Annotated in this window: 11 protein-coding genes; 4 read left to right on the top strand and 7 right to left on the bottom strand. The window is 73.0% G+C overall.

The genetic code is table 11. From position 1 onward, the window contains the following. Positions 1-8: 8 nt before the first annotated feature. Complete coding sequence (locus IE260_RS01025) at positions 9-1901, bottom strand: sialidase family protein (RefSeq protein WP_189868479.1); 1893 nt, start codon at positions 1899-1901, stop codon at positions 9-11. A gap of 112 nt (positions 1902-2013) precedes the next feature. Next, a complete protein-coding gene (locus tag IE260_RS01020; protein WP_189868478.1) occupies positions 2014-2928 on the bottom strand; it encodes a quinone oxidoreductase family protein in 915 nt (304 codons plus the stop codon). 88 nt (positions 2929-3016) lie between these two features. Between IE260_RS01020 and IE260_RS01015 the strand changes: the two genes are divergently transcribed. After that, positions 3017-3454: a MarR family winged helix-turn-helix transcriptional regulator gene (locus tag IE260_RS01015; RefSeq protein WP_189868477.1), complete on the top strand. Its 438-nt coding sequence runs from the start codon at positions 3017-3019 to the stop codon at positions 3452-3454. Between the two features lie 94 nt (positions 3455-3548). Here IE260_RS01015 and fdhD read toward each other — a convergent pair whose 3' ends face one another. From fdhD to IE260_RS00990, 5 genes are read right to left on the bottom strand one after another with little or no spacing between them, the layout of a single operon-like run. Then, positions 3549-4397 carry a formate dehydrogenase accessory sulfurtransferase FdhD gene (gene fdhD / locus IE260_RS01010; protein WP_189868476.1) on the bottom strand — a complete coding sequence of 283 codons (849 nt, stop codon included), beginning with the start codon at positions 4395-4397 and terminating at the stop codon, positions 3549-3551. 20 nt (positions 4398-4417) lie between these two features. Next, positions 4418-5278 (bottom strand): 2Fe-2S iron-sulfur cluster-binding protein, encoded by an 861-nt coding sequence (locus IE260_RS01005; RefSeq protein ID WP_189868475.1) that lies wholly within the window; start codon positions 5276-5278, stop codon positions 4418-4420. After that, entirely contained in the window at positions 5275-7218 is a 1944-nt protein-coding gene (locus IE260_RS01000) for an NAD(P)H-dependent oxidoreductase subunit E (RefSeq protein WP_189868474.1), read from the bottom strand. Before IE260_RS01000 ends, IE260_RS01005 begins: the two co-directional genes overlap by 4 nt. Before the next feature lie 6 nt (positions 7219-7224). Then, complete coding sequence (locus tag IE260_RS00995) at positions 7225-9150, bottom strand: molybdopterin oxidoreductase family protein (RefSeq protein WP_189868473.1); 1926 nt, start codon at positions 9148-9150, stop codon at positions 7225-7227. Further along, positions 9147-10118, bottom strand: coding sequence for a 2-dehydropantoate 2-reductase (locus tag IE260_RS00990; protein ID WP_189868472.1), 972 nt, complete (start codon positions 10116-10118; stop codon positions 9147-9149). The genes IE260_RS00995 and IE260_RS00990 overlap by 4 nt, the downstream gene beginning before the upstream one ends. A 176-nt stretch (positions 10119-10294) precedes the next feature. Between IE260_RS00990 and IE260_RS00985 the strand changes: the two genes are divergently transcribed. The 3 genes from IE260_RS00985 to IE260_RS00975 all read left to right on the top strand — a co-directional run bounded on the left by IE260_RS00985 (position 10295) and on the right by IE260_RS00975 (position 12859). After that, positions 10295-11632, top strand: a complete 1338-nt coding sequence (locus IE260_RS00985; protein ID WP_189868471.1) for an OFA family MFS transporter — start codon at positions 10295-10297, stop codon at positions 11630-11632. Beyond that, complete coding sequence (locus IE260_RS00980; protein WP_189868470.1) at positions 11601-11744, top strand: MFS transporter small subunit; 144 nt, start codon at positions 11601-11603, stop codon at positions 11742-11744. The genes IE260_RS00985 and IE260_RS00980 overlap by 32 nt, the downstream gene beginning before the upstream one ends. A 167-nt stretch (positions 11745-11911) precedes the next feature. Further along, the gene (locus IE260_RS00975; protein ID WP_189868469.1) at positions 11912-12859 is read left to right on the top strand and encodes a beta-ketoacyl-ACP synthase III; all 948 of its coding nucleotides are present in this window, start codon (positions 11912-11914) and stop codon (positions 12857-12859) included. Positions 12860-12909: the final 50 nt, after the last annotated feature.

The following is a 12909-nucleotide window of genomic DNA, read 5'->3' as shown; positions in this document are numbered from 1 at the left end:
CCGGGACGTTAGTGGCTCGCCTCCACCCGGTCCATGGGCAGCCACAGAACGCTGCTCCGGGCGGCCGGGCCCGGACCGCCGGCGGCGATCTCCTCGTCGGTCAGCGCCCGGTCCCAGACCCGCACCTCGTCGATCGCGCCGGTGAAGCGGGCCCGGCCGTCCACCCGCTCGCCGATGTGCACGCCGAACGGCGAGTTCCGGCTCACCGAGCCGGGTACGTCCGCCGCGCTCACCGTCGTCCCGTCCACGGACAGCGTGAGCCGCCCGCCGCCGCGGCGCAGCGCCAGCCGGTGCCAGCGGCCGTCGTTGTACGCACCGTCGGCGCGCACGTACGCCGACCGCGGGGCCGCCGCGCCGTCGCGTGCGGTGATCAGGCCCTGGACGCGTCCGTTGCCGGGCTCGGCCCGTAGCCACACCTGGGGCTGCCCGGTGCCGGTGCCGCCCATCCACAGCAGCGGCTGCTCCCCGCGGGCGGCCGTGTGGCGGAACCACAGCAGGGCCGTGAAGTCCCCGCCGCCCAGGGGGAGCCGCGCGCTGTACGGCAGGCGTACGGCGTCGTCGGCACCGTCGAGGAGGAGCGCACCGCCCAGCGCGCCGTCCGGGGACGTGGCGGCGCCGCCGAGGACGGCCGCGGGCGCGGCGCCCGCGGCGAGGTCGGGGGTCGTGGGGTCGGGGCCCCGGCGCCGCCGGAGCCAGTCCTCGGTGAAGCGGGCGAAGCGGATCTCGTCGCGGGCGTCCACCGTGCCGCCCTCGTACAGCAGGCCCACGGTCGTGCCGTCGATCGCCGTCATGTCGGAGTAGCCGGACCAGTCCCGGGTGACGAGCGTGCCGCGGTCCACGCTGTCCCAGGTCGCACCGCCGTCGTAGGAGGACCGGACCGTCATCGTGCGGCGGCGGTCGGGGTCGGCCGGGGCGGACAGCAGCAGCCGGTCGCCGAGGCGCAGCGTGGCGCCCTGCACCTGCGGGGCGTACAGGTCCGGCAGCGCCCGGAAGGGTGCGGCGAAGCTGTCGCCGGCGTCGTGGCTGACGGCCTGGGTGCGGTGGCCGAGGTCGGTGCCCTCCTCTTCCCGGCCGCTGACCAGGAGGGCGCCGTCGGCCCGCTCGGTGAGGGTCAGTTCGGACGGCTTCTGCCGGAAGGTGCCGTCGGCGGCGACCGGCCAGGTGTCGGTGGCCCCGACCCTCCAGTGGTCGCCGCCGTCGTCGCTGACGACGAGCGCCGCGTGGTTGCCGGTGACCCGGTCGCCGTCCCAGGTCTCGGCGTTGACGCCGAGCACGAGCCGTCCGGGCCGCGCCCCGCCGGTGAGCTGGACGCCGTGCACGGGGCCGGTGGCGTACCAGGAGTTCCAGCCGGACGGCCGGACCTCGGCGCTCAGGTCGCGCGGTGCGGACCAGGTGAGCCCGTCGTCGTCGCTGTACTGCAGGTGCGGGATGCGCTCGCAGGGCACCGCGCAGTGCGCGGCGTCCGTCCGGCCCTCGTTGTAGGTCTCGGCCAGCAGGACACGGCCGGTGGCGCGGTCGACGACCGGGGCGGGGTTGCCGTGGGTGTCGCCACCGCCGTCGTTGACGACCTGGAGCGGGCCCCAGGTGCGTCCGCCGTCGGTGGAGCGCTTGAGGACGATGTCGATGTCGGCAGCGTCCCCGCAGTTGAGGACGCGTCCCTCGGCGAAGGCCAGCAGGGTGTCGTTCGTCGTCCGCACGATCGCCGGGATGCGGAAACAGGCGTAGCCCGGGTCACGGTCCGCCCGGAAGAGGACCTGCTGCTCGAACTCCGGCGCGCGGCTGGTGCTTCGGGCGTGCGCGGGGAGCGGGGAGGCGGCTGTCGCGGCTGCCGTGGCCAGGGCCAGCAGGGCGGTGAGAGCGCTCAGGGGGGATCCCGGACGGATGCGGCGAGGTGACGGCATGAACGGTCTGCCCTTCAGGCGGCTGATCCAGAGCCGGCATCAGGACATCACGCCGTGACCGTCTTTCCCGCCCGAAACGCTCACAAGATCGTCCGCGTGTCGCGTGGGAGGCCTAGGGAACGAGAACGACCTTCCCCAGGTTGCGGCGCGAGGCGATGACCTCGTGCGCCGCGGCCGCCTCCGACAGTCCGAACCGCCCGTGCACGACGGGCCGGAGAGACCCCTCGGAGAACCGGTCCCACAGCTCGCGGCGCCACTTCTCGTACAGCTCCGGCTCCTCGCGGGCGACCCGCGCCAACTGAAAGCCCGTCACCGTCCGGGCCCCCGCCATCAGGTCGTACGCGCGCACGGTCCCGCCGCCCGAGCTGTACGCCACCAGCCGCCCGCCCGCCGCGAGGGCGTCGACGGCCGGGGTGAGCAACTCGCCGCCGACCGCGTCGAGGACGTAGTCGACCGGATTCCCCCAGTCGTCGTCGTAGACCACGGCGTCGTCGACGCCCAGGGAGCGCACGAAGTCCGCCTTGGCGCGGTCGGAGACGGCGCCCACGACCCGGGCCGCGCCGCGCGTCCGCGCGAGCTGCACGGCCAGGTGCCCGACTCCGCTCGCCGCCGCCGTGACGAGGGCCGTCTCGCCGGGCAGGGGCCGAGCCGCCGTCAGTGCGCCAAGGGCGACCAGGCCGCTGCGGACCAGCGCGACCGCGTCCACGGCCGCCGCCCCGTCGGGAATCGGCGAGGCCATGGAGTGGTGCAGCAGCGCGAAGTCGGCGTAGCCGTGTCCGAAGCACAGGCCCGTCACCCGGTCGCCGGGCCGGAAGCCGCTCACCCCGCCGCCGGTGGCCACGACATCCCCGGCGACCTCGCCGCCGAGCGGCACCGGTTCGACGGCCTCGGTGACCTTCCGCACGACGGGCAGCGTGACGCCGACCGCCGCGCACCGCACGAGCAGTTCGCCGGGGCCCGGTACGGGGACGGGAGCGTCCTCCAGGAAGAGGGGACCGCCGCGGGACGTGTAACGGACACGGCGCATCGGCCGCACCTCCAGAGTTCGTTGGGATGACCAACGATAGGAGGGTGGTCGTGGGGAGGTCCAACGACTATTCGCTAGGGTGGGCCCCATGGCCGAAGCCCCGCTCCCCGCGATCCGCTCCCTCCCCAGCTGGCTGCTGGGCCGGGCCGCCGCCCGCGGCCGGGCCCTGGTCGCCGAGGCGCTGGCCGTGGAGGGCCTGCGCATGTGGCACCACGTGGTGCTCTCCGCCGTCCGCGACCTCGCCCCCGTCGCCCAGGCCGACCTCGGCCGCGGCATCGGCCTCGATCCGAAGGACCTGGTCGGCATCCTCAACGACCTGCAGTCCGCCGGCCTCGTGGTGCGAGCACCGGACCCGGACGACCGCCGCAAGAACGCGGTCTCCCTCACCGAGGAGGGCGGCCGGCTCCTGGAGCGCTGCGAGAAGGCGGCCCGCGAGGCCAACGACGCGCTGCTCGCCCCGCTCACGGCGGCCGAGCGCGAGCAGTTCCTGACCCTGGTGCGGCGGATCTCCGGCACGCAGGACTGAACCCCCCCGCGTGCCGTGGTGAGACGGGGCCCCTGCGGCGCAGGGGGCGCTCCCCGCCGGTCGGGGCCCCGTCGCCGTGCCGCGGGGAACCGCGTCAGCCCTGGGTGGCCGCGGCCTGCAGGGCGATGCGGTTCTCGCCCGCGTACACGTTCATGGAACCGCCCCGCAGGAAGCCCACCAGCGTCAGGCCGGTCTCGGCGGCCAGGTCCACCGCGAGCGACGAGGGCGCCGACACCGCCGCCAGCACCGGGATGCCGGCCATCACGGCCTTCTGCGCCAGCTCGAACGAGGCTCGGCCCGACACCAGCAGGATCGAGCGGGACAGCGGCAGGTCGCCGTTCTGCAGGGCGCGGCCGACCAGCTTGTCGACCGCGTTGTGCCGGCCGACGTCCTCACGGACGTCCACCAGTTCCCCGTCCTCGGTGAACAGGGCCGCCGCGTGCAGACCGCCCGTCCGGTCGAAGACCCGCTGGGCCGCCCGCAGCCGGTCGGGCAGGCCCGCCAGCAGCTCCGGCTCGACGCGGACCGGGGGCGTGTCCGCGATGGGCCACCGGGCCGTCGTCCGGACCGCGTCCAGACTCGCCTTGCCGCACAGGCCGCAGGACGAGGTCGTGTAGACGTTCCGCTCCAGGGTGATGTCGGGGATCAGCACACCCGGGGCGGTCTTCACGTCCACCACGTTGTAGGTGTTGGAGCCGTCGGCGGTGGCGCCCGCGCAGTAGACGATGTTCTGCAGGTCGCCCCGCTCGGCGAGCACGCCCTCGCTCACCAGGAACCCGGCGGCCAGCGCGAAGTCGTCGCCCGGGGTGCGCATCGTGATCGCGAGCGGTCTGCCGTTCAGCCGGATCTCCAGCGGTTCCTCGGCGACGAGCGTGTCCGGGCGGGTGGAGACCGCCCCGTCCCGGATGCGGATCACCTTGCGTCGTTCCGTGACTCGTCCCATGTCCGTGCCCCTCGTACCGGTCAGTCCCGGTTCTGTACGTGCTGGTAGCCGAAGCGGCCCTTGATGCACAGGTTGCCGTGGGTCACCGGGTTGTCGTGCGGAGAGGTGACCTTCACGATCTCATTGTCCTGCACGTGGAGGGTGAGGTTGCAGCCCACGCCGCAGTAGGCGCACACCGTTGTCGTCCCGGTCTGCCGGGACTCGTCCCAGGTGCCCGCCGCCCGCATGTCGAACTCCGACTTGAACGACAGGGCGCCGGTGGGGCACACCTCGATGCAGTTGCCGCAGTAGACGCAGGCCGAGTCGGTCAGCGGGGCGTCGTGCTCGACGGCGATCCGGGCGTCGAAGCCCCGGCCGGAGACGGAGATGGCGAAGGTGTTCTGCCACTGGTCGCCGCAGGCGTCCACGCACTTGTAGCAGAGGATGCACTTGCCGTAGTCGCGGACGTAGAGGTCGTTGTCGACGCGGGGCTCCTCCTCGACCCGGGCCGCGTCCGGGCCGAAGCGGTCGGGTTTCGCCTCGTACTCCTTGATCCAGCCGGCGGCCTCCGGGGTCGTGGAGAGGTCGACGGAGGAGGCGAGCAGTTCCAGGACGACCTTGCGGCTGTGCCGGGCGCGCTCGGTGTCCGTGCGGACCTCCATGCCCGGCTCCGCCTTCCGGGAACAGGCCGGGACGAGGGTGCGGGAGCCCTCGACCTCCACCACGCACACCCGGCAGGCGTTCTTCGGGGTGAGCGTGTCGCCCTGGCACAGCGTCGGCACCTCCTTCCCGGCGGCACGGCAGGCGTCGAGGATCGTCGACCCCTCGGGCACGCGGGCCTCCTGCCCGTCGAGCGTGAACTCCACCAGCCGGCGCGGCACTCCGAGCGGTATCGCGGTCATTCGTATGCCCCCAGTCGGTCGATGGCGGATTCCACGGCGTTCCACGCGGTCTGGCCCAGACCGCAGATCGAGGCGTCCCGCATCGCGCGGCCGACCTCCCTGAGCAGCGCGACGTCGTCGGCCGCGGCGGCACCCGTGCGCTCCACGATCCGGTGCAGCGCCTCCTCCTGCCGCACGGTCCCGACCCGGCACGGCACGCACTGGCCGCACGACTCGTCGCGGAAGAACTCCGCGATGCGCAGCAGCAGCCGGGGGAGCGGGACGGTGTCGTCGAAGGCCATCACCACACCCGAACCGAGGGTCGTGCCCGCCTCCCGCGTCCCTTCGAAGGTGAGCGGGATGTCCGTCTCGTCGGGGCGCACGAAGCCGCCCGCCGCCCCGCCGAGCAGGACCGCGCGCAGCCCGTCCCGCACCCCGGCCAGGTCCAGCAGCTCGCCCAGGGTCGCTCCGAACGGCAGTTCGTAGATGCCGGGGCGGGCGACGCCGCCCGACACGCAGAACAGCTTCGGCCCGGTGGACCGGCCCGTGCCGATCGCCGCGTACGCGGGGGCGCCCATGGTCAGGATCGGCAGCACGTTGACCAGCGTCTCGACGTTGTTCTCCACCGTGGGCTTGCCGAACAGGCCCTTCTCCACGGGGAACGGCGGCTTGGAGCGCGGCTCGCCCCGGTACCCCTCGATGGAGTTGAACAGGGCCGTCTCCTCACCGCAGATGTACGCGCCCGCGCCCCGCCGGATCTCGATGTCGAAGGCGTAGCCCTGGCCGAGGACGTCGTCGCCGAGCAGACCCCTGGCGCGGGCCTGCTCGATCGCGTGGCGCATGCGGTGCGTCGCCCGCGGATACTCGCCGCGCAGGTACAGGTAGCCCCGGTGCGCGCCGGTCGCGTACGCCGCGATCGTCATCGCCTCGACCAGCGCGTACGGGTCGCCCTCCATCAGCACCCGGTCCTTGAAGGTGCCCGGCTCGGACTCGTCGGCGTTGCACACGAGGTAGTGCGGGTGGTCGGGCTGGGCCGCCGTGGCCTGCCACTTGCGGCCCGTCGGGAACGCGGCGCCGCCGCGGCCGAGCAGGCCCGAGTCGGTGACCTCGCGGATCACCCCGGCGGGGCCCAGCTCGAAGGCCCGGCGCAGGGCCGTGTAGCCGCCGTGGGCGCGGTAGTCGTCGAGGGAGGCGGGGTCGACGGTGCCGATGCGTTTCAGGAGGGTCAGGGTGGGGTCGCCCGCCTGGGGGACCGCCGTCGCGGGTGGGGGTTCGGCGGGGGCGGATTCGGGTGCGGTGGCCGCGCTGACGGTGGTGTCGACGGTCGCGGGGGCGCAGACGGCTGTGGCCCGCATGGTTGCTCGCCCCCGCCGCCCCTTCCCTTTCCCGACCCCGGGGGCTGTGCCCCCGGACCCCCCATCGGCCTGAACGGCCTCGTCCTCAAGCGCCGGACGGGCTGAGATCTCCTCCCCCGCTCGTATCACCAGTGCCGCCGGTGCCCGCTCGCACAGACCCAGGCACGGACTGCGCTCGACCCGCACTCCGCTCTCCGGTCCCAGTCGTGCCTCGACGCCCGCGCACAGCTCCGGCGCCCCGGCCGCCGTGCACGCGAGGTCGGTGCACACGTGGAGCACGGTCGCCGGCCGGGGACGGACGGAGAACATCGCGTAGAAGGTCGCGACCCCGTACGCCTCCGCCGGCGGCACCGTCAGCCGCCGGCACAGGTAGTCCAGGGCGCCCTCGCTGATCCACCCGACCCGGTCGTTGAGCGCGTGCAGCCCCGGCAGCAGCAGGTCCCGGCGGTCCCGGGCCTCGCGCCCGCCGCGGGCCCACCGCAGATCCGCCGCCCGCATCTCGTCACGGGCGGCGCCCTCCCAGGAGGACTCGGGGGGCCCGAGCAGGGCGTCCACGGCCGCCCGTTCCTCGTCCGTCGGCTTGCTGTCGCCGAAGTGCAGGTCCACCTGTGCTCACCTCACGTGTGTCGCAGCCGGCAGCTTCTCGATGCGGATCGCCGACGCCTTGAACTCCGCCGTCCCCGCGATCGGGCAGTTGGCCTCGATCGTCAGCCGGTTGGTGTCCACCTCGTCGGGAAAGTGGAAGGTCATGAAGGCGAGCCCGGGCCGCAGCGCGGTGTCGACCCAGACGGGCGCGACCACCGACCCGCGGCGGGAGGCGACCCGCACCTGTTCACCGACCACCACGCCGTAGCGCTCGGCGTCCTCCGGGCACAGCTCGACGGCCTCGCCGCGCCGCAGCGGGGAGGCGTAACCGCCGCTCTGCACCCCGGTGTTGTAGGAGTCCAGCCGCCGGCCCGTGGTCAGCCGGATCGGGTACTCCTCGTCGGTGAGGTCCACGGGCGGGTCGTGCAGCACGATCCCGAAGGGCGCGCGCATGCCCCGCCGGGCCGGGTCCGGGTCCCACAGCCGGCCGTGCAGATAGGTCGGCTCCAGTGCCTCGGTGCTCGGGCACGGCCACTGGATGCCCTGGTGCTCCGCCAGACGCTCGTACGTCATCCCGTAGTGGTCCGGGGAGAGGGACCTCAGCTCGTTCCAGACGGCCTCGGCGTCGGCGTACTTCCAGTCGTGGCCGAGGCGGGCCGCCAGGTCGCAGAGGATGTCGATGTCCTCGCGGGCCTCGCCGGGCGGGGTGACGGCCCTGCGGACGCGCTGGACGCGCCGCTCGCTGTTGGTGGTGGTGCCGTCGGTCTCCGCCCAGCCGGCCGTGGCCGGGAGGACGACGTCGGCCAGTTCGGCGGTCTGCGTCAGGAAGATGTCCTGCACCACGAGGAAGTCCAGCGCCTTCAGCCGCCGTACGGCCTGCTCGCTGTCCGCCTCGGACTGCGCCGGGTTCTCGCCGATGCAGTACACGGCCCGCAGTGAGCCGTCCTCCATCGCCTCGAACATCTCCGTCAGGTTCAGTCCGTAGTGCGGCCGGATGACCGTGTCCCAGGCCGACTCGAACTTCAGCCGCGTGTCCGGGTCGAGGATGTCCTGGAAGCCCGGCAGCCGGTTGGGGATCGCGCCCATGTCGCCGCCGCCCTGCACGTTGTTCTGGCCGCGCAGCGGCTGCAGGCCCGAGCCGTAGCGGCCGACGTGGCCGGTGAGCAGCGACAGGTTGATCAGCGCGCGGACGTTGTCGGTGCCGTTGTGGTGCTCGGTGATGCCGAGGGTCCAGCACAGCTGGGCGCGCTCGGCGCGGGCGTAGGCGTGCGCCAGCTCCCGGATGGCGGCGGCCGGTACGCCCGTCACCTTCTCGGCGAGGGACAGCGTCCACGGCTCGACGAGCGCCTTGTACTCCTCGAAGCCCGTGGTCGCCCGCTCGACGAACGCCTCGTTGACCAGACCCGCGTGGATGATCTCGCGTCCGATCGCGTGCGCCATCGGGATGTCCGTGCCGACGTTCAGACCGAGCCAGCTCTCCGCCCACTCGGCGGTGGAGGTGCGGCGCGGATCGACGGCGTACATGCGGGCGCCGTTCCTGATCCCCTTCAGCACGTGCTGGAAGAAGATCGGGTGCGCGAAGCGGGCGTTGGAGCCCCACATCACGATGACGTCGGTGTGCTCGATCTCCTCGTACGAGGACGTGCCCCCGCCCGAGCCGAAGGCCGCCGACAGTCCCGCGACGCTCGGTGCGTGGCAGGTGCGGTTGCAGGAGTCGACGTTGTTGGTGCCCATGACGACCCGGGCGAACTTCTGCGCCACGTAGTTCATCTCGTTCGTCGCGCGGGCGCAGGAGAACATCCCGAACGCCCCGCGCGCCGCCCGGAGTCCGCGGGCGGTGCGGTCCAGGGCCTCGTCCCAGGTCGCCCGGCGGAAGGGCGCGTCCCGTGAGTCCCGTACGAGCGGGTGGGTGAGCCGGGTGTAGGTCTTCGGGCTTCGGTCGCGTTTCCTCATGCGGCGCTCCTCAGCGCGAGCAGGTCCGACAGGGCGTGCACGGTGCGCAGGATGGGCACCGGCACCCCGGTGATCTCCGCCAGCTCGACCACGGCGGCCAGCAGGACGTCGAGTTCCAGCGGCTTGCCGCGCTCCAGGTCCTGGAGCGTGGAGGTGCGGTGGTCGCCGACCTTCTCGGCGCCCGCGAGGCGGCGCTCGATGGAGACGCCGACCTCGCAGCCGAGGGCCGCGGCGACCGCGAGCGTCTCGGCCATCATCGTCTCGATGACCTGGCGGGTGCCGCCGTGCCGGCACATCTGCCGCATGGTGGCGCGGACCAGGGCGCTGATGGGGTTGAAGGAGATGTTGCCCAGCAGCTTCAGCCAGATGTCGTTGCGCAGGTCCGGCTCGACCGGGCACTTCAGGCCGCCGGCCCGCATCGCCTCGGCGAACGCGAGGCAGCGCGGCGAGACGCTGCGGTCGGGCTCGCCGATCGAGAACCGGGTGCCCTCCACGTGCCGTACGACGCCGGGCTCCTCGAGTTCGGTGGCCGCGTAGACGACGCAGCCGACGGCCCTCTCGGGCGCGAGCACCGCACTGACCGCGCCGTCCGGGTCCACGCTCTGCAGCCGGTGGCCGTCGTGCGGGCCGCCGTGCCGGTGGAAGTACCACCAGGGGATGCCGTTCTGGGCGGCCACGACCGCCGTGGTGCCGTGGAGCAGCGGCTCGATCAGCGGCCCGCACGCCGCGTACGAGTTGGCCTTCAGCCCCAGGAAGACGAAGTCGACCGGGCCCACTTCGGCCGGGTCGTCGGTGGCGCGTGGGCGCGCGGTGAAGTCGCCGCGTGGGCTGCGCACCCGTACTCCGTGCTGCCTCATGGCCGCCAGATGCGGTCCACGGGCGATGAGATGGACGTCCGCGCCCGCGCGATGGAGCGCGGCGCCGACGTAGGCGCCGATCGCTCCGGCGCCGAGTACTGCGACTTTCATACGAGGGAGCTCCGTTCGGTCGAGGGTACCGAGGAACTGCCGACTCTGTCGACGAAATATTGTCTACAGTATGGAGGTTGGGTCGGCAAGGTTTTGTGCAAGCACCGGTGGCTGCTGGTGGTTGTCTGCTCAACTGTCTTCTCAACCGGTCGCCGCCTGCCTACGGTTGGGGACTCATGAGTCCCCCCGTCGCCCCACCGGGCTGGAGCCGCTGGCTCGTTCCCCCCGCCGCCCTCTCCGTCCACCTCTCCATCGGGCAGGCCTACGCCTGGTCCGTGTTCAAACCGCCCCTGGAATCCGCGCTCGGTCTCAGCGGCACACAGAGCGCGCTGCCCTTCCAGCTCGGCATCGTCATGCTCGGCCTGTCGGCCGCGTTCGGCGGCACGCTCGTGGAACGCAAGGGGCCGCGCTGGGCGATGACCGTCGCCCTCGTCTGCTTCTCCTCCGGCTTCCTGCTCTCCGCGCTCGGCGCGGCGGCGGAGCAGTACTGGCTGATCGTCCTCGGCTACGGCTTCGTCGGCGGGATCGGCCTCGGCATCGGCTACATCTCGCCCGTCTCGACACTGATCAAGTGGTTCCCGGACCGGCCCGGCATGGCCACCGGCATCGCCATCATGGGCTTCGGCGGCGGCGCGCTGATCGCCTCCCCCTGGTCGGCGCGCATGCTGGAGTCCTTCGGCAACGACAGCTCCGGGATCGCGCTCGCCTTCCTGGTGCACGGACTGTCGTACGCCGTCTTCATGCTGCTCGGCGTTCTGCTCGTCCGGGTGCCGCGCACGCCGAAGGGGGCGGACGGCGCACCGGCACCGCTCGACGGCGTCCAGGTCTCGGCGCGCAGCGCCGTGCGCACCCCGCAGTTCTGGCTGCTGTGGGTGGTGCTGTGCATGAACGTCACCGCCGGCATCGGGATCCTGGAGAAGGCCGCCCCGATGATCACGGACTTCTTCGCCGACACCTCCACACCGGTGTCCGTGACGGCCGCCGCGGGCTTCGTGGCCCTGCTGTCGGCGGCCAACATGGCGGGCCGCATCGGCTGGTCCTCGACGTCCGACCTGATCGGCCGGAAGAACATCTACCGCGTCTACCTCGGCGTCGGTGCGCTGATGTACGCGCTGATCGCCCTGTTCGGCGACTCCTCCAAGCCGCTGTTCGTCCTGTGCGCCCTCGTCATCCTCTCCTTCTACGGCGGCGGCTTCGCCACCGTCCCCGCCTACCTCAAGGACCTCTTCGGCACCTACCAGGTCGGCGCGATCCACGGGCGGCTGCTCACCGCCTGGTCCACGGCCGGCGTCCTCGGGCCGCTGATCGTGAACTGGATCGCCGACCGGCAGGAGGAGGCCGGCCGGCACGGCTCGTCCCTGTACGGCCTGTCGTTCGTCATCATGATCGGGCTGCTGGTCGTCGGCTTCGTCGCCAACGAGCTCGTCCGGCCGGTCCACGCCCGGCACCACGTTTCCGCCCCGGCACAGAGGGAGGCCGCCGATGTCCGGCGACAGCAGCCAGAGTCCGCCTGACCTGCCCGGCCGGCGGCCGCTGATCGCCTTCGCCTGGCTCTGGGTGGGCGTGCCGCTCGCCTACGGGCTGTACGAGCTCGTCCGGAAGGCGACGCAGCTGTTCACCGGGTGAGGCGCCCCGGCGCCTCGGACAGCTGACCGAAGCCGCCAGGCCTCGGACAGCTGACCGAAGCCGACAAGGAGGGCGCCCGATTCCTGTCGCTTCACCTGCCGTCGTACCCGTCGGTCACTGATCAGACTGGTGGATCCCGCTACCCGAGGACCAGGGGGACTCCACCCATGCACGGCTCGCGCATCACCGCCGTCGGCCACTACCAGCCCGCCGGGATTCTCACCAACGAGGACCTGGCGGGCATGGTCGACACCAGCGACGAGTGGATCCGGAGCCGGGTGGGCATCCGGACCCGCCATATCGCCGGACCCGACGAGCCGGTGGACGAGCTGGCCGGCCACGCCGCCGCGAAGGCGCTCGCGGCGGCCGGGCTGACGCCCGCGGACGTGGACCTGGTGCTGGTCGCCACTTCCACCGCCGTCGACCGCTCCCCGAACATGGCGGCCCGCGTCGCGGCCCGCCTCGGCATCCCCGGGCCCGCCGCGATGGACGTCAACGTGGTGTGCGCCGGTTTCACGCACGCCCTGGCCACCGCCGACCACGCCGTCCGCGCGGGCTCGGCGAGCAGGGCCCTCGTCATCGGCGCCGACAAGATGTCCGAAGTGACCGACTGGACCGATCGCACCACCTGCGTGCTGGTCGGCGACGGGGCGGGGGCCGCCGTGGTGGAGGCGGGCGCCCCGGGCCAGGAGCCGGGGATCGGACCCGTGCTGTGGGGGTCCGTGCCCGAGATGGGGAACGCGGTACGCATCGAGGGCACGCCGCCGCGCTTCGCGCAGGAGGGGCAGAGCGTCTACCGCTGGGCGACCACGCGGCTGCCCGCCATCGCGCGCCAGGCGTGCGAGCGGTCGGGGCTGGAGCCGGCCGACCTCGCCGCCGTCGTCCTGCACCAGGCCAACCTGCGCATCATCGAGCCCCTCGCCGGGAAGATCGGCGCCGTCAACGCCGTCGTCGCCCGCGATGTCGTCGAGTCCGGCAACACCTCGGCGGCGAGCATCCCCCTCGCCTTCTCCAAGCTGGTGGAACGCGGGGAGATCGGTACGGGGGACCCGGTCCTCCTCTTCGGCTTCGGCGGCAACCTCTCGTACGCCGGCCAGGTCGTCCGCTGCCCCTGAACGGCGGCGCCCCGGGATGTGACGCGGGCGACGCTCCGCGACCCTGGCCA

It is taken from the genome of Streptomyces viridiviolaceus, from assembly GCF_014650995.1.
Taxonomy (GTDB): Bacteria; Actinomycetota; Actinomycetes; order Streptomycetales; family Streptomycetaceae; genus Streptomyces; species Streptomyces viridiviolaceus.
The sequence above is the reverse complement of the archived record's forward strand: the minus strand, read 5'-3'. Positions and strand labels throughout refer to the sequence as shown.